General features: G+C 71.0%; 15 protein-coding genes and 1 pseudogene. 8 read left to right on the top strand and 8 right to left on the bottom strand.

What is annotated here, in order from left to right; translation table 11 throughout:
* Positions 1–53 precede the first annotated feature (53 nt).
* Complete coding sequence (locus RFN52_RS38350; RefSeq protein WP_184853510.1) at positions 54–491, bottom strand: Fur family transcriptional regulator; 438 nt, start codon at positions 489–491, stop codon at positions 54–56.
* A gap of 177 nt (positions 492–668) precedes the next feature.
* A complete protein-coding gene (locus RFN52_RS38345; protein WP_184853509.1) occupies positions 669–1,535 on the bottom strand; it encodes a hypothetical protein in 867 nt (288 codons plus the stop codon).
* Between the two features lie 157 nt (positions 1,536–1,692).
* Here RFN52_RS38345 and RFN52_RS38340 point away from each other — a divergent pair, with 157 nt between their 5' ends.
* Positions 1,693–3,138, top strand: coding sequence for a glyceraldehyde-3-phosphate dehydrogenase (locus RFN52_RS38340; RefSeq protein WP_184853508.1), 1,446 nt, complete (start codon positions 1,693–1,695; stop codon positions 3,136–3,138).
* Between the two features lie 51 nt (positions 3,139–3,189).
* Here RFN52_RS38340 and RFN52_RS38335 read toward each other — a convergent pair whose 3' ends face one another.
* Positions 3,190–6,366 (bottom strand): glycoside hydrolase, encoded by a 3,177-nt coding sequence (locus RFN52_RS38335; protein WP_184853507.1) that lies wholly within the window; start codon positions 6,364–6,366, stop codon positions 3,190–3,192.
* A gap of 414 nt (positions 6,367–6,780) precedes the next feature.
* Between RFN52_RS38335 and RFN52_RS38330 the strand changes: the two are divergent.
* Positions 6,781–7,500: pseudogene (locus tag RFN52_RS38330) on the top strand (oligopeptide/dipeptide ABC transporter ATP-binding protein); the annotation flags it as partial.
* A 97-nt stretch (positions 7,501–7,597) separates the two neighbouring features.
* Here the strand turns inward: RFN52_RS38330 and RFN52_RS38325 are convergent.
* Together RFN52_RS38325 and RFN52_RS38320 are read right to left on the bottom strand one after the other, a co-directional pair.
* Positions 7,598–7,771: a CsbD family protein gene (locus RFN52_RS38325; RefSeq protein WP_078625313.1), complete on the bottom strand. Its 174-nt coding sequence runs from the start codon at positions 7,769–7,771 to the stop codon at positions 7,598–7,600.
* 102 nt (positions 7,772–7,873) lie between these two features.
* Positions 7,874–8,500 carry a TetR/AcrR family transcriptional regulator gene (locus RFN52_RS38320; protein WP_184853505.1) on the bottom strand — a complete coding sequence of 209 codons (627 nt, stop codon included), beginning with the start codon at positions 8,498–8,500 and terminating at the stop codon, positions 7,874–7,876.
* Positions 8,501–8,549: 49 nt separating this feature from the next.
* Between RFN52_RS38320 and RFN52_RS38315 the strand changes: the two genes are divergently transcribed.
* Both RFN52_RS38315 and RFN52_RS38310 read left to right on the top strand, forming a co-directional pair.
* Positions 8,550–9,257, top strand: a complete 708-nt coding sequence (locus RFN52_RS38315) for a 2-oxoglutarate/malate transporter (RefSeq protein WP_229856962.1) — start codon at positions 8,550–8,552, stop codon at positions 9,255–9,257.
* 67 nt (positions 9,258–9,324) lie between these two features.
* The gene (locus RFN52_RS38310) at positions 9,325–9,966 is read left to right on the top strand and encodes a hypothetical protein (protein ID WP_184853504.1); all 642 of its coding nucleotides are present in this window, start codon (positions 9,325–9,327) and stop codon (positions 9,964–9,966) included.
* Between the two features lie 9 nt (positions 9,967–9,975).
* On the opposite strand, the gene RFN52_RS38305 is transcribed toward RFN52_RS38310, so the two are convergent.
* The gene (locus RFN52_RS38305; RefSeq protein WP_184853503.1) at positions 9,976–11,649 is read right to left on the bottom strand and encodes a hypothetical protein; all 1,674 of its coding nucleotides are present in this window, start codon (positions 11,647–11,649) and stop codon (positions 9,976–9,978) included.
* Between the two features lie 363 nt (positions 11,650–12,012).
* Here RFN52_RS38305 and RFN52_RS38300 point away from each other — a divergent pair, with 363 nt between their 5' ends.
* Positions 12,013–12,840, top strand: coding sequence for an SAM-dependent methyltransferase (locus RFN52_RS38300; protein ID WP_184853502.1), 828 nt, complete (start codon positions 12,013–12,015; stop codon positions 12,838–12,840).
* A 66-nt stretch (positions 12,841–12,906) separates the two neighbouring features.
* Here the strand turns inward: RFN52_RS38300 and RFN52_RS38295 are convergent, their stop codons facing one another.
* Together RFN52_RS38295 and RFN52_RS38290 are read right to left on the bottom strand one after the other, a co-directional pair.
* The gene (locus RFN52_RS38295) at positions 12,907–13,821 is read right to left on the bottom strand and encodes a helix-turn-helix domain-containing protein (RefSeq protein WP_184853501.1); all 915 of its coding nucleotides are present in this window, start codon (positions 13,819–13,821) and stop codon (positions 12,907–12,909) included.
* Between the two features lie 152 nt (positions 13,822–13,973).
* Positions 13,974–14,204 carry a DUF397 domain-containing protein gene (locus RFN52_RS38290; protein WP_062930994.1) on the bottom strand — a complete coding sequence of 77 codons (231 nt, stop codon included), beginning with the start codon at positions 14,202–14,204 and terminating at the stop codon, positions 13,974–13,976.
* A 231-nt stretch (positions 14,205–14,435) separates the two neighbouring features.
* Between RFN52_RS38290 and RFN52_RS38285 the strand changes: the two genes are divergently transcribed.
* From RFN52_RS38285 to RFN52_RS38275, 3 genes are all read left to right on the top strand, one after another.
* Entirely contained in the window at positions 14,436–15,029 is a 594-nt protein-coding gene (locus RFN52_RS38285; RefSeq protein ID WP_311241163.1) for an ATP-binding protein, read from the top strand.
* Positions 15,030–15,057: 28 nt separating this feature from the next.
* The gene (locus tag RFN52_RS38280; RefSeq protein WP_184853500.1) at positions 15,058–15,594 is read left to right on the top strand and encodes a hypothetical protein; all 537 of its coding nucleotides are present in this window, start codon (positions 15,058–15,060) and stop codon (positions 15,592–15,594) included.
* A 150-nt stretch (positions 15,595–15,744) separates the two neighbouring features.
* Positions 15,745–18,480 carry a SpoIIE family protein phosphatase gene (locus tag RFN52_RS38275; RefSeq protein WP_184853499.1) on the top strand — a complete coding sequence of 912 codons (2,736 nt, stop codon included), beginning with the start codon at positions 15,745–15,747 and terminating at the stop codon, positions 18,478–18,480.
* The last annotated feature ends 46 nt before the right edge of the window (positions 18,481–18,526 follow it).

Below are 18,526 nucleotides of genomic sequence, written 5' to 3'. Positions count from 1 at the left end.
CGGGGTGGATCACGGTGCTCGGGTGGATCACGGTGCTCGGGTGGATCACGTGCTCAGGAACTGCGAGCGGTGGAGCAGGCGGGGCACAGGCCCCAGTAGATGACCTCGGCCTCGTCGACGGCGAAGCCGCGGTCGTCGGACGCGGTCAGGCAGGGGGCATGGCCCACCGCGCAGTCGACGTCGGCGACGGATCCGCACGACCGGCACACGAGGTGGTGGTGGTTGTCACCGACCCGCCCCTCGTAGAGCGCCGGGCTCCCGGGTGGGTCGAGGCGGCGTATCAGCCCCGCCGCGGTGAGGGCGTGCAACCCCTCGTAGACGGCTTGGACGGAGATGTGGCCCACGCGGCCGCGCACCTCGGAGGCGATGGCCTCGGCACCGAGGTGGTCACCGTCCCGTACGGCTTCGAGCAGCGCGACGCGGGCGGCCGTCACCCTCAGGCCGGCACCGCGCAGCTCCTCGGCGGTGGTCGGGTTCCCGGATGCGGTCATGCGGACAACCTAGCCACACAAACACGACTGGTTCAAGAAAACGAACGGTTCAATTTTGGTGTCGTGCGTGTGGAGCCGTGTGGGACGGCTTACTTGAGGGGTGTGAGTTGAGTCACAGCCACATGATGACGCCCCGGCAGGCGTTGGGCGGCACGCACCGCCGCGCCGGTCCGTCGATCAGGCGTCCGATGAGGTGAGGCGTTCGAGCCGATCAGCGGCCGTCGCGGCCTTGCGGCCGGCCTCACGGACCCGGCGGCCGGCCGTGCGTGCCCGTTCCCGGGCCGTCCGTTCGGCGAAGCGGGCCTGCTGGTGTTCGCTCCTGACCCGTTCCAGCTCGCCGGTGAGCTCCTCCACCTGCCGCTGGAGGGCGTCCACCTGCCGCTTCGCCTCCCCCGCCGCCCGATCTGCCGCCGCCGCCTCGTCCCGCAGCCCCCGCAGTTCCCGCTCGGTGGCTTCGGCCTCCTTCCGGGCCCGATCCAGCCGGCGTCGCTGCTGCTCGCTCGCCTTCCTGCCCGGGCGGGAGGGGGCGGGGGCGGGCGCGGGGCGCTGCGGCCGGGCGCCCTCGGCCACGGCGGGAAAGCCGACGGCCGCGTCCAGCGGCTTGGTCAGGCGGGCGCCCGCCCAGGCGCGAGCGGCCTCGGGGTCGGCCAGGACGGCGTGCAGGGTGTTCTCGACCTCGCGCTGCACGCCCTCGCCGATCGGATGGCCGGCCTCTTTCGCGAGCTGCCGGGCCTGCAGGGACAGGGCCCGGATGAGCGCGTGCTGCCGGCGGCTCAGCTCACGCAGCTGCGCGCCGTCCAGGTCCTGATGGGCCTGCCGCAGCCCCTCCCCCAGGCGCAGCAGGGGCTCGACCTCGCCGGGGCTGCTGCGGACCAGCAGGTTGCTGACCCAGGCGGCGAGGCTGGGCTTGCGCAACGCCCCGATCCGTGCGGCGAGTTCCCGGTCGCCGGCGGTGCGGGCGGAGGCCATGGCGGAGGCGCGGGCGGCGGTGAACTCCTCCGGGCGCAGGGCGTACAGCTCGTCGGCCACGGAGTCGTAGTCCATGTGCACCCCTTTCGCATGGAAGACCCTCTTTCGATCGTCTCAGGACCTGCTCCGAGGGGCGCGCGGAGCGGCCGCCGAACGCATCGGAGGCCCCCGTTCATGACCCGGAAATCGACGGTTTAACATATGAGCGCCGCCTAGCTCGAAAGATGGACTCGTGACTCTCAACGACGACTCGTTCACCAACTGGAAGAACCGCGAGGAGATCGCGGAGTCGATGATCCCGATCATCGGGAAGCTGCACCGGGAGCGGGACGTGACGGTCCTGCTGCACAGCCGCTCCCTGGTGAACAAGTCGGTGGTCAGCATCCTCAAGACCCACCGGTTCGCCCGGCAGATCGCCGGCGCGGAGCTCTCGGTCACCGAGACCCTCCCGTTCCTGCAGACTCTCGCCCAGCTCGACCTCGGGCCGTCCCAGATCGACATCGGCATGCTCGCCGCGACGTACCGCGAGGACGACCGCGGTCTGTCGGTCGCGGAGTTCACCGCCGAGGCCGTCGCCGGTGCCACGGGCGCCGACAAGATCGAGCGCCGTGAGGGCCGGGACGTCGTCCTCTACGGCTTCGGCCGCATCGGCCGGCTCGTCGCCCGGCTGCTCATCGAGAAGTCCGGCTCGGGCAACGGTCTGCGGCTGCGGGCCATCGTGGTGCGCGGGGGCGGCGAGCAGGACATCGTCAAGCGTGCCTCGCTGCTGCGCCGCGACTCGATCCACGGTCAGTTCCAGGGCACGATCACCGTCGACGAGGCGAACAGCACGATCGTCGCCAACGGCAACGCGATCAAGGTGATCTACGCGAACGACCCGTCCGAGATCGACTACACGGCGTACGGCATCAAGGACGCCATCCTCATCGACAACACCGGCAAGTGGCGCGACCGCGCGGGCCTGTCCGAGCACCTGCGCCCCGGTATCGACAAGGTCGTACTGACCGCGCCCGGCAAGGGTGACGTCCCCAACATCGTGCACGGCGTCAATCACGACACCATCAAGCCGGACGAGCAGATCCTGTCCTGCGCGTCCTGCACCACGAACGCGATCGTGCCGCCGCTGAAGGCGATGGACGACGAGTTCGGGGTCCTGCGCGGCCACGTCGAGACGGTTCACTCGTTCACCAACGACCAGAACCTGCTGGACAACTACCACAAGGCCGACCGCCGCGGCCGGTCCGCGCCGCTCAACATGGTCATCACCGAGACCGGTGCCGCCTCCGCCGTCGCCAAGGCGCTGCCCGACCTCAAGGCGCCCATCACCGGCAGCTCGATCCGCGTCCCGGTGCCGGACGTCTCGATCGCGATCCTCAGCCTGCGGCTCGGCCGGGAGACCACCCGCGAGGAGGTCCTCGACCACCTCCGCGACGTCTCCCTGACCTCGCCGCTCAAGCGTCAGATCGACTTCACCACGGCCCCCGACGCGGTCTCCAGCGACTTCATCGGCTCGCGCCACGCCTCGATCGTCGACGCCGGCGCCACCAAGGTCGACGGCGACAACGCGATCCTCTACCTGTGGTACGACAACGAGTTCGGCTACTCCTGCCAGGTCATCCGTGTCGTGCAGCACGTGTCCGGCGTGGAGTACCCGACGTACCCGGCCCCGGCGGTCTGACCCCGGAAGACGGAGAGCGCGGGGCGTGCGGGCCCCGCGCTCTCCGTGTGTTCAGCGGCGGGTCAGCTCGATCCGGTACTCCCGTGTCCGTGAGCCGTCCTCACCGGTCACGGAGACGGTGTGGACCGTCCTGCCCCCGGCCGTGTCTTTGCGGACCGTCACCTTCGCGTAGGGGTCACGCGGTGTGGCGGTGATCCCGGCGCGGTCCGGGCGGTCGACCACCACCCGGTAGCTCGTCCGGTCCGGATCGAAGCCGCTCAGGGGCTTGCCGTCCACCGCGATCGACGCGGCCGCGGCGTCGGCGGAAGCGCCCGGCGCCTTGGCGAGGACCTCGATCTCCCCGAGGGTGATGTAGCCGCCCGGACGGGCCGTCATCACCACGCGCACGCCCGTCGCCGGTCCGGCCGCGCGCACCGGCACGTCGGCCACGGGCGTCCCCTCGGTGCCGACGGCGACCTGGTCGCTCGCGTCGGACCAGGTGCCGTCGGAGCCCCGCACCTGCACCTTGAGGGACTCCGCGAAGCTGACGTTGGTGCCGTCACGGTGGAAGTGGGTCACGACCCGGCTCACATCGCGGGCTTCCGGCAGCGTGAAGGTGATGGTGTCGGAGGGGTTCTTCGTGCCGGACTTCCAGTTCGACCAGGCCTTCTCGGACGTGGTGCCGTTGCGCAGGCCCTCGGCGGAGTAGCCGCTCTCGGTGTAGGTGGCGCCCACCGTCACGCCCTCCTCGCGCCCGGCGTCGGTCTCCCGGGGTGCGGTGACCTGGACGCGTACGGTCGCCGCGGCCGTGTCCGCGCCCGGGACCCGGGCCGTGCCGCGCAGGGTCACCACGCCGGTGTCGTCGAAGGCGCCTTCGGGTGCGGGCTCCCAGGTGACCGGGAGTTCGGCGGTGCCGCCGTGCCGTCCCACGCCGGTCACCGTGGCGGGCAGCGAGGGCCGTCCGCCGGTGTAGGCCTTGGCGCGGGCCGGGAGGGTGGCGGCGATGGTGTCCACGGTGACCACCGCTTCGGCCGGGACGGTCCGGCCGAGGGCGTCGGTGGCCCGGCCCTTGACGCGTACCGTCCCGGGCTTGCGCCAGCGTGCGTCGGAGGGCGGCGTCCACTGCACGGGGAGCGCGCCCCGGGCGCCGTCACGGAAGACGGGTGTCACGGTTTCGGGCAGTACGGGAGCGCGCCCGGGCACGGTGAACGCCTTCGCCGGCTCCGTACGGAGCACCGTCTCGTCGGTCACTCCCCAGCGCTGGTTCGCACCCGAGGTCGGGAGGTGCGCCGAGACGCGGGCGCCGTCCGCGGTCGACTGCCCGACGACGTCGAGGAGGCGGCCCGTCACGGCGTTGACGAAGGTCCAGGTGCCGTCGCCGGTGGTGGACATGATCCACTGGGCGGCCGGTGTGGCCCCGTCTTCGAGTACGGCCTCGTCGTCGCGTACGGCCAGACGCCTGCCGTTCGCGGCGTTGACGAGGGCGTAGCGTTCACGGTTGCCGTCGCCGCGGGTCAGCTGCTTCACCCTCCACAGCTGGGACCCGGCGGCGGGGTCGGCCGTACGGACGACGACGCCGTCGCCGTCGGCGGACGGTGTGAGGGACTTGCCGCTCTGGGTGCCCTGGAGGCGGTAGACATGGCCGGGCTGGACGAGCCCGGCGTCGGCGGCGGTGCCGGACACGCCGTCGACGAGGAGGGTGGTGACCGACTTGGCCGGGACGGTCACGGTGGCCGAGTCGTTCTTCACCCTGACGGGAGTGCCGCGGACGAGTGCGCCGTCGGCGCTGGTCACGATGGGGGTCACAGTGGCGCCGGGAGCGACCCGCCGGAACTTCGAGAGGTCCACCGTCACCGCGCGCGGGGTCGTGCCGTTGTTGACGTGCACCACCGTCGCTCCACGGCCGGACTTGCGCACGGCGGCGACGCTGGAGGGGTCGTCGGACTTGACGAAGTGGTCGCCGGGGCGGATGTGGTGGGTGAAGTTGCGCAGGGTGTCGAACTTGGTGTTGGCCTTGACCGGGCAGGTCTCCAGGGTGTCCTTGGCCGTGCAGTTGAACGGGATGTGGATGCTGCCCCAGTTCTTGCCGGCCTGCGCCTGCGGGATGGAGTCCTCGATCGGCTGCCACAACACCCAGGCCGACGGCTCCAGTTCACGCATGTCCTCGACGACCCGGGTGGCGATGCCGAGTCCCGGTTCCATGCCGGTGAAGTCGGTGCCGGTCCCCCAGGTGCCCTCGACCTCGCTCATCCAGAACGGCTTGTCCGCGGCCTTGGCGCTGTCGCGGGCGCTGGTGCGCATGCCGGTGCCGTAGGTGTGCACGTTGAGCTGGTCGACGGCGGCCCGGGCGGTGCTGTCGTAGGCGTTCCAGTTGCGGACGAAGGTGCTGGGGTTGGTCTCGTCCATCGCGGAGATCGTGGCGCGGGTTCTCGCCTTCCCCAGTGCGCGTTGCAGGGCCAGCACGACCTTCTGCTGGAGTTCGGGGCCGGCGTGCGCGCCCTCCTGGCGGCCACCGGTGGGCTGCCCGTCGGGACCGATCTGGGTACCCCAGTAGTTGGTGTTGGGCTCGTTGAGCGGGGCGATGGTGTCGAACTCGATGCGGTGCTTCTTCTCCAGCTGATCGGTGACCTTGACCAGATAGGTGGCGAAGTCGTCGACGCGGTCCGCGCGTATCTGGTCGGTGTTCGCGTCGAAGCCGCCCGAGACGTAGCCGCTGACGGTCTGGAACCAGGGCGGTGAGTTGCTGAACGCCTCCCAGCGGGTCACCTTGCTCTTGACGCGGTCCACCCACCAGCGCTGGCCCGGGTCGGCGGACCAGTCCCAGTGCCCCGGGTCGTCGGGGTTCCACCAGTCGGTGTCGTCCCTGGTGGTGCCCTCGGGCGCCTTCCAGAAGCCGTCCATCGTCGCGCCGGTCTTCATGTAGTCCTTGCGGACGTCGGGGGCGTTGCCGCCGCCGATGTTGTAGCGCGCGATGTTCAGGCGGAGTCCGTCCTCGCCGAACAGCATGTCGGCGAGCTTCTGCCGGATCGGTTCGGGGTAGCGGCCGGTGATGTTGGCGAACCAGACGAGGCTCGTCCCCCACCCTTCGAACTCCTGCTGCCGGTAGGACGGGTCGATACCTACCGTGACGGAACTCGCGGGCGGATCGGCGGCAGCGGCGGCGGGCGGCACGGCCATGAGGCCCGCACCGAGCGCCAGGGGGATGGTGATCGCCAGTGCCGTCCGGGCGAGGCGATGTCTGCTGGACATGGATTCCCTTCGGGAGCGAACAGAACCGCGCAGAATCAATCGAGTTTCCCGAATGTTTTAGGACGGCAATCAACACGTCAAGAGGTGGGGCGAGTTGAGAACCGGCGCGCACCCCTTGACGCGTTCCGGCCGGGCGCCTCCATAATGATCGTCCACATATCTAAACAGCGTTCTCTGTTGTGCACGCGAGTGAACGCGGAGGAACCGTGTCCGGCCCAGGCTTGTCCCGCAGTCGTCCGAACGTCACGTCCCTCGTCGTCCTGCTCGCCGCCTCCGGCTGTTCGGTGGCGGGTGCCGACCCCGTCGGCGGCGGCCCGGGCACCCTGCGCATCGTCCTTCCCGAGGAACCGCCCACCCTCGAACCCTGTGACGCCTCGCTGACGGCGACCGGCAGGGTGACGCGGGCCAACATCACGGCGCAAGGTGCAGATGGTCTTCCAGGATCCGTTCGGTTCGCTCAACCCCCGCCTCACCGCCGCGGAACTCATCGGCGAGCCCTGGCTGACCCACCGGTCCCTCGTGGCCGCGTCGCGGCGTGCGGCGCGCGTGAGGGAGCTGCTGGAGATGGTCGGCCTGCGTGCCTCGGACGCGCGTCGCCTTCCGCACGAGTTCTCCGGAGGGCAGCGGCAGCGGATCGGGATCGCCCGGGCCCTGGCACTGGAGCCCGAGGTGATCGTCTGCGACGAGCCCGTCTCCGCGCTGGACCTGTCGGTGCAGGCACAGGTGCTCAACCTCCTGTGCGACCTGCGGGACGAGCTGGGCCTGTCGTACGTGTTCATCCCGCACGACCTGTCCGTGGTGCGGCACCTGGCCGACCGGGTCGCCGTGATGTACCTCGGCAAGATGGTGGAGTCGGGCCCCACGGAGGAGGTCTACGAGCGTCCGCTCCACCCGTACACCGAGGCGCTGCTGTCCGCCGCACCCTCCCCCGTGGCCGGAGGGCGCCGAAGGCAGCGCATCCTGCTCACCGGTGAGCTCCCGTCACCGGCCGACCCGCCTTCCGGGTGCCGATTCCGGACCCGGTGCCCGCGCGTGCGGGACCTGTGCGCCGAGACCGCGCCCACACCACCGCCCGGTGCGCCGCTCCACGGAGCCGCCTGCCATTTCCCCCTGGAAGCGGCCTCTGCGGCGTGACGGGCCACTCCAGAATCGTGCAGCCCGGAACATGGCGGTGCCGCGTCCCCCACGGGGCGCGGCACCGCCACATGACTTCGGTTCTCGTGCGAGCGACTCAGTGCTTGAAGACGTCCTTCGTCTTCTCCTTGGCCTGCCGGGCGTCACCCTTCGACTGCTCGGCCCGGCCTTCGGCCTCCAGCCGCTCGTTGCCCACCGCGCGGCCGATCGTCTCCTTGGCCTTGCCCTTGGCCTGCTCGGCCTTCGCCTTGCCCTTCTGATCTCCAGCCACGGTTCGCTCACTCCATGTCGTGTCCGACTACGGGTCACCGCACGAGTGACCGGAGGAGCGGCAGCCCAAACGTGTCACAGCCCCGAGGTCCGTCGGCGGCGGTCAGTGGAGCAGTTCGCGCACCAGCACCCCGCACCACCACTGTTCCACCTGGTCGGGCGACCATCCACGTTCGCCGGTCAGTACGGCGTACACGTCGATGTTGCACAGCGCCGCGTAGACGTCGACCGCCGACGGCACGTCCAGTCCGGTTCGCAGGACACCCGGCGGCCAGGAGGAGAAGACCTGAACCCGGGTCAGGTCGCCGCGCCGGCGGCTGTCCTCGTACAGCGTGGCGAGCTCCGGCTCGGAGCGGCCCGCTTCCCGTACGAGGGTGATGACGTCGCCGGCGCGCTCGTACAGGCGCCGGTCGTAGCCGGCCATGGCGGCGAGTTGGCCTGCGGGGTCCGCGGTGGGTGACTCCAGCGCCGCGACGAGCCGGGGCACATCGGCCGAGAGGTCGGCCGCGTCGGCCAACGCCCGGGTCAGGCCCGACTTGTTGCCGTACGCGGCGTAGACGGTCGGCACGGACACCCCCGCCTCGCGCGCCACGTCCCGGATCGTGGTCGCCGCCCATCCCCGGGAGACGAACAGGTGCAACGCGGCGCGGGCGACGTCGGCACGGGTCTGCTGCGCCTGTGCCGTCCGGCGCAGCGAGTCGTACCGCCGTCGCCCCGGCTCCTCGCTCATGGCTTCTGCCCCTTCCACACTTTGGATTTACGGACCTTATAATCAATACATGTTACGTACACTGCCGGGGAGCGCCCCGGCCGCCATGAGTTTCACCCGTGTCAGCGGCTTGGCCGCGCTGGGGTTCGCCCTCCTGATCGTCGCCGGGAACGTGGTCCTGGTCCCTGCCGGCCTGCCGCGCACCGGTGCCGGCATCGAGGAGGTGGACGGGTTCTTCCGGGCCCACCACGACCTGGTCGGCATCGGTTCCGCGCTCACGCCCGCGGCCTGGGTCCTGGCCACGGTGTTCGGTGCCGGAGCGGTCCGGGTGCTGTGGCAAGCCGAGGGGGAGCGCGGCTCGGCGTGGGCGCTGGTCGGCTTCGCCGGGCTCCTGTCGCAGAACGCGGCTTTCGCCGGCGTCATCGCCCTACGGCTGGCCCTCGCGTCCACGGCGGCGGACGGCGTCGGCGCGGACCTGGGCCTGTGGGCACTCCACGACGCCCTGTTCACCCTCAACGGCACCTTCCTCGCGCTGGCCCTGGTCGGTCTGTCCCTGGGTGGGCTGCGTACCGGGCTGGTCCACCCCTGGCACAGCGCGTGGGGTCTGGTGTCGGCCGCCTTGATGTTCGGCTCGGCCGTGCTGACGCCATGGGTCATCGACCGCCTCGGCCCGCTCGGACTTCTCGGGCTCGCCGGATGGCTGATGTGGGTGGTGTGGCTCGTCGGGTACGGAATCGTCCTGCTGCGCGCCGAGCCAGGACGGCCAACCGGCCGTTGACCGTGGACCGTTCACCTCGTGAAAGCCTGGGCGTGATCATGACCGGTGCGACGAGCGGGGACAGTACATGACCATCAACCGGCCGGGGCTGCCCGGGGATCTGCCGCCGCCGGAGGTGCTGTGGGCGCGCTGGGCGCTCATCGCCGTACTGGAGGCCACCTCGGCGGACGAGGAGGCGTATCACCGTACGGGGACCTGGGTGGACGACACGGGGCTCCGTCTGGACGATGCCGGTTGCACGTGGTGGGGGCTCGCACCGCGGGGCGCGGGGCGGTACGTGCTCTACGGCGAGGACGAGTCGAGCGGATGCAAGTGGCACCAGCCGCCGGTCGACATGCTCGCCGGCGCCCCCGCATGGCTCCCCCACGATGAGCTGGCGGACTACCTGAGCGGCAATGAACTGGGCTGTGTCTACTGGTACGAGAACGGGTCCTGGGCCCGTGCCGCGTACCCCGGCACCCTGGGCGACGACGGCCTCGACTGCGGTATGAGCCGCTTCACCGACCGCGACGATGTGCTGCGCACGATCGCCGACGAGGACCACGGCGCCACGTCGGCCCGCGACGCGCAGGCCCTGCTGGCGAACGCCGAGGACCACCGGCTGACCCCGGAGCTCCTGATGTCCCTCACCGGCGACCCGGCCGGCCGACCGCGGGACCGGCCCGCGATGACCCGGGCGCTGGAGCTCGCGCGCCTGGACCGGCCCTGACCGCGGGGGTCACTGGCAGCACCCGCCGGCGGGCTCCGCGACCTCCAGACGGCAGAAGCAGGACGCCTGCACGGGCACGTCGGCCAGTGCGCTCGCCATCTTGAGCTGGTGGGCGACGAGGGCCGCCTCGCCGGTCTTGCCGGAGCGGAGCAGGCATTCGTGGAAGCCGTGCAGCGCCCAGACGTTGCCCGGGTGCTGGAGGGGCCGGGGCAGGGTGTCGTCGAGGCCGAGGTCGGCGCGGTAGACCGCCTCGGCCTCCGCCACCCGGTCCTGCTCCAGCAGCAGTGCGCCGTAGGCGTGGCGGGTGGGCTGCATCCAGCCCCAGGGCTCGTCGTAGGGGAGGTTGTCGTCCAGCTCGATGGAGCGCTCCAGGGCGGCGAAGGCGAGGTCGTGATGGCCCCTGCGGTATTCGAGTTCACCGTCCAGCATGGCCGCGGCGATCGCGAGGATGTCGTGGCAGGTGTTGTTGAACAGCATCCGCGTCTCGGGCACGCGGCCCACCGCCGCCCGGAAGAGCTCGCGCTCGGCCTCCGCCCGGTCGACCTCGCCGGTGGCGGAGAGCGCGACGCCCCGGGCGTAGTGCCGCATGGCGACGGTCATCGCGTACAGCTCCGGGTCGGCGGGGGCGGGCAGTTCGAGGATCTCCCTCCAGCGGCCGAAGCGGATCAGGACGTGAACGCGCATGGCCAGGAAGGCTTCCAGCCAGTCGGCCATCGGGGGGCTCGGTACGCGGAGCAGGTCTTCGGGGATGGCCGCCTCCAGCTGGGCGGCGGTGTCGAGGGCGACCTGCGCCTGGCCGAGGAACATGGCGCCGTAGATCTTGAAGTGGTAGTTGTGCGCCCGGTAGAGGGTGTAGAAGTTCATCGCCCCGGCCTGCCGGTGGTACTTCTCGTCGGCGGCGATCGCGTCGCTGTTCGCCGCGACGACCTGGCGGTAGTCGCCGCACAGGACGTCCAGGTGAGAGGGCATGTGGAGCAGGTGCCCGGCGTCGGGCACGATGCCGCGCAGCCGGTCGGCGACGGTGAGGGCCTGCTCCGGGGTCGGGGACATCTCCATGAGGTGGATGTAGAGGTGCAGGACACCTGGGTGCCGTACGCCGGCCTCGGTGGCGAGGGCGCCTTCCAGTACGGCCCTGGCCTCGGTGGTCCGGGCGCCCTCGGCCGGCTGACCGGTCTTGAGGTCCCACAGCTGCCACGGGGTGAGGTTCATCGCGGCGTCGGCGTGCAGGGTGGCGATGTCCGGGTCGTCGGGCGCCAGTTCGTACACGGCGCGCATCGCGTCCGCGTAGGGCTCGTTCCACACCGAGCAGTCCTCGACGGCCTCCGGCTGCGGATAACGGGCCCGCAGGGCGCCGATGAGGGCCCGCTCGACGGGGGTGGCGCGGGCGGCCTTCTCATGAGCGCGTTCCACGGCGGCGTGCGTGCGTTCCACGGTCCGCGCCAGTTCCTCGCCGTCGAAGAATTCCCAGGGCTTGTTGTAGTTCGGGCCGAGCGCGTAGGCGATGCCCCAATACGCCATCGCGCACTCCGTATCGGCCTCGGCCGCCTTTTCGAAGCAGGCGACGGCTTCCTCGTGATGGAAGGAGTACGTCCACACCAGGCCTCGGTCGAACCAGAGTTGAGCCTCGGCGGAGGACGTGGTGACGGGACGGCTGTGCGTGCCGAGGTCGTAATAGTCGCCCATGAGTTTCTCCTGGAAAAGCGGCCGGGGCCGTGAGAATAGCGGTTACGGACACGCCCTCGACTTTCCGATCAATTCTCGTATTTCCAGGTTAGCGGTTCGGATGGCGGTGAAGCGCGCGGGCGCGGCTCGTCCCCCTCCCACGCAGGGACGACGCACTGCCGCCGACGGGAACCCTCCCCGGGCGCCGGTGACACAAAGCAGGCGAACGACTACTCAAGGCACACAGGCCGACGCGGGAGGCGATCATCTTGTCGTTCGATCGTGGGCACCTTCGCCGGTGGGCTGGCACCGCCCAACTCCCGCTCTCTAGGATGTACTTCCCGTCCAGCCAGTCCGTTGGCGCGGCACCTTGCAGGGGGAACGATGCACTCCGAGAAGCAGCTGTCCACCGAGATCGACGCGAACGTGCCGACGGCAGCGCGCATGTACGACCACTATCTGGGCGGCAAGGACAACTACGCGGCGGACCGCGCCGCGTGCGAGGAACTCGACAAGGTCGTCCCCAGCACGCGCCGCCTGGCCCTGAACAACCGGCGCTTCCTCCAGCGGGTCGTGCAGACCCTCTCCGCGGAGTACGGCATCCGGCAGTACCTGGACCACGGATCCGGCCTGCCGACGCAGGACAACGTGCACCAGGTCGCCCAGCGCATCGACCCGACGACCCACGTGGTCTACGTCGACAACGACCCCATGGTGCTGGTGCACGGCCGCGCGCTGCTGGAGCAGGACGAGCGGACGACCGTGATCCACGCGGACATGCGCGAGACCGACCAGATCTTCGGCCACGCCGACACCAAGCGGCTGATCGACTTCGACGAGCCGGTGTGCGTGCTGTTCAACTCCGTGTTCCACTGCATCCCGGACAGCGACACCGACGGGCCGCTCGCGGTGGCCCGGCGCGTGCGGGAGCGGCTCGCGCCCGGCAGCTTCCTGGTGATGTGCCAGCTGGTCAGCGAGGACCCCGAGGTCCGTGCCTTCGTCACGAACTTCATGGACCAGGCGACCCAGGGCCACTGGGGCCGCGTGCGCGAACCGAAGGACGTGGAGACGTACTTCGAGGGCCTGGAGATCCTTGAGCCGGGGCTCGTCGAGGTGTCGACCTGGCGTCCGGACACCGAGGTGGCGCCCCGTCAGCTCACCCACGAATGGATCGAGTTCGGCGGTGTCGGGCGGATCCCCCTGGAGACGTGACCCGGAGATGCGACCGATGCGGTGCCTCGTGCGGGACGGCCGTCGCCCCTCACGAGGTTCCGCGGGTCACGGGTAGCGCTGCTCCATCGTCTGCCGCAGCAGCTCCATCGAGTCACGGGGCTTGAGCGCCTCGTCCGCGAGCCGGTCCAGCGCGATCCGGTACTCCTCGGTCTCGTCGCGGTCCTCGAGGAAGTTCGCGCTCTTGATGTGCTCCAGGTAGACCACGTCGGGCAGATCCAGACCGCCGAAGCGCAGATACGTGATCGGAATGGCGGGCGCCGAGGCGTTGGTGACGCTCAACGGCACGATCTGCAACGTCACATTGGAGCGTCCGGCCATCTCGACGAGGTGCGCGAGCTGCTCCCGCATCACGTCGGTGCTGCCCAGGACGCGCAGCAGCACGGACTCGTCGATGATCGCCCACAGCTGCGGGGCGTCGGTCCGCGACAGCAACCGGGCCCGGTGCCTGCGCAGTTCGACCCGACGCTCCACCTCGCTCGCAGGCGCGTTCGGCAGGCCGCGCTCCACCACGGCCCGGGTGTAGGCGGGTGTCTGCAACAGGCCGGGCACGTACTGGATCTCGAAGGTACGAATGGTGGCGGCGGCCTCCTGCAGCCCGACCAGCCGGTCGAACCACTCGGGCATCAGCCGCTTGTCGTACCGCTGCCACCAGCCGGGCTCGCCGGCCCGCTGCAGCAGCTTGAGCAGCACGGAGACTTCGTAGTCGTCGGTGCCGTACAGCTCCAGCAGGGCTCGGACGTCGTTCTCCGTCGGCGGGCGGCGGCCCTTGCCCGACTCGATGCGGGACAACTTCGCGGCACTGAACCCGACAGCGCGCGCGGCCTGGTCCTGGGCGAGCCCGGCGTCCTCGCGGAAGCCGGCGAGCTGTACACCGACCAGCATCTTCAGCAGAGTCGGCGCCGGCTCGCGCCTGTCCAGGTAGGGTTCCAGACGGGAGATGCGATGCGACGCGGCGGACATCCTGACTCCCAGCAGACCGGCACAAGGGCGACTAACACTATCGCACTTCACCGGGTCTTCACGCATCCGCCCGCAAAGCCCCCGCAGAAGTGGGGAGTTGGACTCCGCTCCTCCGCGAGGGCACCGCACAGGAGCGGGAGCAGGACCGTTCCTCACAGCAGGTGGTCGAACTCGCCGTCCTTCGCTCCGGCCAGGAAGGCCGCCACCTCCGCCGAGGTGTAGACGAGGGCGGGCCCGTCGGGGTCGCGGGAGTTGCGCAGGGCGATCCCGCCGTCGACGAGGGGGGCGACTTCGACGCAGTTGCCCTCGGCGTTGCTGTGCCGGCTCTTCATCCAACAGGCTTCCAACGAGCTTGCCCGCACTCCGTTCTGCACTGGTGGCACCGCAGTCTCCTCGCTGTTCTCGTTCCCCGCCGCGCACGAAGTGCCCGGCCGTCCGGACGAGTGGCGGGCGCATCCCTTCGACCGCACTCGTCCCGGCTTGCGTACCCACAACGGCTTGATTCTCACGCAATTTCTCGTGCAATTGCACGCGAGCTCCTTCAGCGTGGATAATAGCTGCGGCGTCAACCCCCGGGTGGGCGCCGCGTCCTGACGTCGCATCGGGGAGATGCCGTGTCATCACCTGCGCAGCACGTGCTCCGGCCGCCGAGTGGGGCTGCGGCACACGCAGGCGCACCCGCGGCGGACCACGCCTTCCCGGCCGGCCCGCACACGGCCTCGCCCTACGGGGCTCAGCTCTCGGTGCCGAGGACACTGCCGCAGTTCCCGGGTGCCCTGTCCGCCTCGGCCGCACTACAAGTCGAGTGCAGCCGGGAGGGGTTCGCGCGAGCCCGGTCCTTCACCCGCGACACCCTGCACGGCTGGTCGCTCGACCACCGCTGCGACGACGCGACCCTCGTCATCACCGAGCTGACCGCCAACGCCGCGACGCACGCGGCACCGAGAGCCTCGAAGGCACCGGGCGTGCCGGAGATCCGGCTCGGATTCCACCTGGACCCCGGGCACCTGCTGGTCACCGTCTCCGACCTCGACGACCACCCGCCCGTGTACCGGCCGGCGGGCATCGCCCTGGAGGAGCACGGCCGGGGGCTGTGCATAGTCGACGCCCTGTCCGAGGAGTGGGGCTGGGCCCCCAGTCCCCCGGCGGGCAAGACCGTCTGGGCCAGGATGTCGACCCGGCCCGCCACGCCCTGTCCACCCATCTGACACGACTGCCGCGGAAAGGCCCCTCGCCATGCGCAGCGCTTCGACGGAACACCCGAGCGGCGAGCGCCCCCAGCGCCCCGACGCCCCGGCCCGGAACACGCCGCTCACAGCACTGGACCGCGTGCCGTGGGGCGACATCCAGGACTCCACCGGTTCAGCTGCGGCCATCCCCCACCTGCTCACCGGCATCGCGGGGGGTGACGCCGACGCGGCCCGATCCGCCCTCGACGACCTGCGGAAACGGATCTGCCAGTTCGGTTTCGTGGTGGAGCAGGCGACCGCCGCCACGGTTCCGTTCCTGTGGGAGCTGGCGAAGCTGCCGCAGGTGACCTGCCGCGCCCAGATCATCCGGCTGCTCCAGAACATCGCCGACGCACGGCAGTGGGAGAGCACCGCCGCCGTCTATCCGAAGCTGCTGAACCACCGGGAGAACCCGGTGGTGTGGGAGCGTGCGGCGCGCCAGGCGGTGCGGTCCCGGCGCGGCGAGCTGGGCCGGCTGATGGCGGACGAGGACGGCGAGATCGCCCGGGCCACGACCGAGCTGGCCCGCTCGCTGGGCGCCTGAGACTGCCGTACGTTCTCCGTTGGGCAGGTCGCACGTTCACCGGTGGGTCGCGAGCCCATCAGGCCCGAGACGTGACGAAACGGTGAGGACCCCCTGTCACCATGGGTGATGCCCCTCGCCTCCCGGGGCCGGGCAGTGTAGACATGGCACATGGTCCGACTCTTGGGTCGATCCGGGACTCGATCGCCCCTGCGGCCCGGCGCTGCGCCGTCGGCACGGCAGCGGCGGGAGGCGGGCTCGCCACGGTGGCAACCGGGGGCGGGGCTGCGGTCGGTGCTGGGCGGACGCAGCGTCGCCGGACAGGTGTTCCTGCTCGTCGTGGTGATCGTGCTGCTGCTGGTCGTCGCGGCCGTGGTGGCACTGGTGCTGCAGGTGCGGCACGACACGACGAAGGAGGCCCGCAACCGTTCGCTCGCCGTCGCGGAGACCTTCGCCAACGCGCCGGGCACCGTCGAGGCACTCCAGAGCCCTGACCCCACCGCCGTGCTCCAGCCCAGGGCCGAGGCCGCCCGGGAGCGGTCGAAGGTCGACTTCATCGTCGTCATGAACACCGACGGGATCCGCTACACCCACCCCAAGCCGGACCGGATCGGGAAGAAGTTCGTCGGAACGCTCGCGCCCGCGCTGGCCGGGAAGTCGTTCACCGAGGAGATCGAGGGCACCATCGGCCCGCTCGTGCAGGCCGTGGTGCCGGTGAAGGACGCGGACGGCCGGGTCGTTGGCCTGGTCTCGGCGGGGATCACGACCAAGAGCGTCGGCGGCACCGCCGACCGTCAGCTGCCGCTCGTGCTCACGGCCGCCGCCGCCGCGCTCGTCCTGGCGACTGCGGGTGCCGCACTGGTGAGCCGGCGGCTGCTGCGCCAGACCCACGGGCTCGGTCCGCACGAGATGACCCGGATGTACGAACATCACGACGCCGTGCTGCACGCCGTCCGGGAGGGGGTGCTCATCGTCGACGACGGGGGCACCCTGGTCCTCGCCAACGACGAGGCGCACCGGCTGCTCGGCCTGCCCGCCGACGCCGAGGGCCGGCACGTCCTCAGTCTCGGTCTCGACCCGGGCACCGCCGACCTGCTGGCGTCCGGACGCGTCGCCACGGACGAGGTGCACCTCGTCGGGGACCGGCTCCTCGCCGTCAACCAGCGGACGACGGACCGTGCGGGCGTGCCGCCCGGCAGTGTCGCCACCCTGCGCGACTCAACGGAACTGCGGGCGCTGTCCGGGCGGGCCGAGACCGCGCGGGAGCGGCTCAACATGCTGTACGACGCCGGGGTGGGCATCGGCACCAGTCTGGACGTGACCCGTACGGCCGAGGAGCTGACCGAACTGGCCGTGCCGCGGTTCGCCGACTTCGTGACCGTGGACCTGTTCGACGCCGTGCTGGGCGGCGGGCAGCCGAACGCCGCGGCCTCGCTCAGCCGGACGGCGGTGAACGGGACCCGCAAGGACGCGCCGCTCTACCCGGTCGGCGAGCGGATCAGGTTCGTCGAGTCCTCTCCGCAGGGCCGCAGTCTCGCCACCGGCGGCCCCGTCCTGGAGCCCCGGCTGGGCGAGGCCCCGGGCTGGCAGGTACAGGACCTGGAGCGCTCGGCCGCGATCGTCGCGTACGGCATCCACTCGCTGATCACGGTGCCGCTGCGGGCCGGCACCCTGGTGCTGGGCGTGGTCAGCTTCTGGCGCTGCGAGAAACCGGAGCCCTTCGACGCGGACGAGCTGGCCCTGGCCGAGGAACTGGTCGCGCGGGCCGCCGTCTCCATCGACAACGCGCGCCGCTACACCCGCGAGCACAGCATGGCCGTGACGCTCCAGCGCAGCCTGCTCCCCCGCAACCTGCCGGAGCAGGGCGCCCTGGAGATCGCCTACCGCTACCTGCCCGCGCAGGCCGGGGTGGGCGGTGACTGGTTCGACGTGCTGCCGCTGTCGGGGGCCAGGGTGGCGCTCGTGGTCGGGGACGTCGTCGGTCACGGACTGCACGCCGCGGCCACGATGGGGCGGCTGCGCACCGCGGTGCACAACTTCTCCGCCCTCGATCTGCCGCCCGAGGAACTGATCGCCCTGCTGGACGAGTTGGTCGGCCGTATCGACCAGGACGAGACGGAGGACGAGGGCAGCGCCCCGGTCACCGGCGCGACCTGTCTGTACGCCGTCTACGACCCGGTGTCCCGGCGCTGCACCGTCGCGCGGGCCGGTCATCCCCCGCCGGCGCTGGTCCACCCGGACGGCACGGTGGAGTATCCCGACGTGCCCGCCGGCCCCCCGCTCGGGCTCGGTGGTCTGCCGTTCGAGACGGCGGAGCTGGAACTGGCCGAGGGCAGCCGGCTCGTCCTCTACACCGACGGGCTGGTCGAGGACCGGGAGCGGGACATCGACGTGGGCCTGGAGATGCTGCGCGAGGCACTGGGCCGGGCGGGGCAGTCGCCGGAGGACACCTGCCGGGTCGTGCTCGACTCGCAGCTCACGGCCCGCTCCAGCGACGACATCGCGCTGATCGTCGCGCGCACCCGGGCGCTGGCCCCCGGCCAGGTCGCCGAGTGGCCGGTGCCGGCCGATCCCGCGGCCGTGGGCGAGGTACGGGCGGCGGTGAGCCGGCAGCTGACCGAGTGGGGCCTGGACGAGCTGACGTTCAGCACGGAGCTGATCCTGAGCGAGCTGGTCACCAACGCGCTGCGGTACGGCGGCGACCCCATACGCGTCAGGATGCTGCGCGACCGCAACCTGATCTGTGAGGTGTTCGACAGCAGCAGCACCTCACCGCACCTGCGGTACGCGACCATGACGGACGAGGGCGGGCGTGGCCTGTTCCTGGTCGCGCAGCTCGCGGAACGCTGGGGCACGCGCTACCTGCCCGCAGGGAAGGTCATCTGGGCGGAGCAGCCCCTGCCATAAGGGGAACCATGGACTCCCCATAAAGTAGCCTTATGAGCTCATAGAC

The organism is Streptomyces collinus (assembly GCF_031348265.1).
GTDB lineage: Bacteria > Actinomycetota > Actinomycetes > Streptomycetales > Streptomycetaceae > Streptomyces > Streptomyces collinus.
Note: the sequence above shows the minus strand (reverse complement) of the source record. Positions and strands in the feature narration are given on the sequence as shown.

Coding starts and splice junctions, on each gene's coding strand:
- RFN52_RS38350 (WP_184853510.1), bottom strand. CDS start 491: ATGACCGCATCCGGGAACCCGACCACCGCCGAGGAGCTGCGCGGTGCC.
- RFN52_RS38345 (WP_184853509.1), bottom strand. CDS start 1,535: ATGGACTACGACTCCGTGGCCGACGAGCTGTACGCCCTGCGCCCGGAG.
- RFN52_RS38335 (WP_184853507.1), bottom strand. CDS start 6,366: ATGTCCAGCAGACATCGCCTCGCCCGGACGGCACTGGCGATCACCATC.
- RFN52_RS38320 (WP_184853505.1), bottom strand. CDS start 8,500: ATGAGCGAGGAGCCGGGGCGACGGCGGTACGACTCGCTGCGCCGGACG.
- RFN52_RS38315 (WP_229856962.1), top strand. CDS start 8,550: ATGTTACGTACACTGCCGGGGAGCGCCCCGGCCGCCATGAGTTTCACC.
- RFN52_RS38310 (WP_184853504.1), top strand. CDS start 9,325: ATGACCATCAACCGGCCGGGGCTGCCCGGGGATCTGCCGCCGCCGGAG.
- RFN52_RS38305 (WP_184853503.1), bottom strand. CDS start 11,649: ATGGGCGACTATTACGACCTCGGCACGCACAGCCGTCCCGTCACCACG.
- RFN52_RS38300 (WP_184853502.1), top strand. CDS start 12,013: ATGCACTCCGAGAAGCAGCTGTCCACCGAGATCGACGCGAACGTGCCG.
- RFN52_RS38295 (WP_184853501.1), bottom strand. CDS start 13,821: ATGTCCGCCGCGTCGCATCGCATCTCCCGTCTGGAACCCTACCTGGAC.
- RFN52_RS38280 (WP_184853500.1), top strand. CDS start 15,058: ATGCGCAGCGCTTCGACGGAACACCCGAGCGGCGAGCGCCCCCAGCGC.
- RFN52_RS38275 (WP_184853499.1), top strand. CDS start 15,745: ATGGTCCGACTCTTGGGTCGATCCGGGACTCGATCGCCCCTGCGGCCC.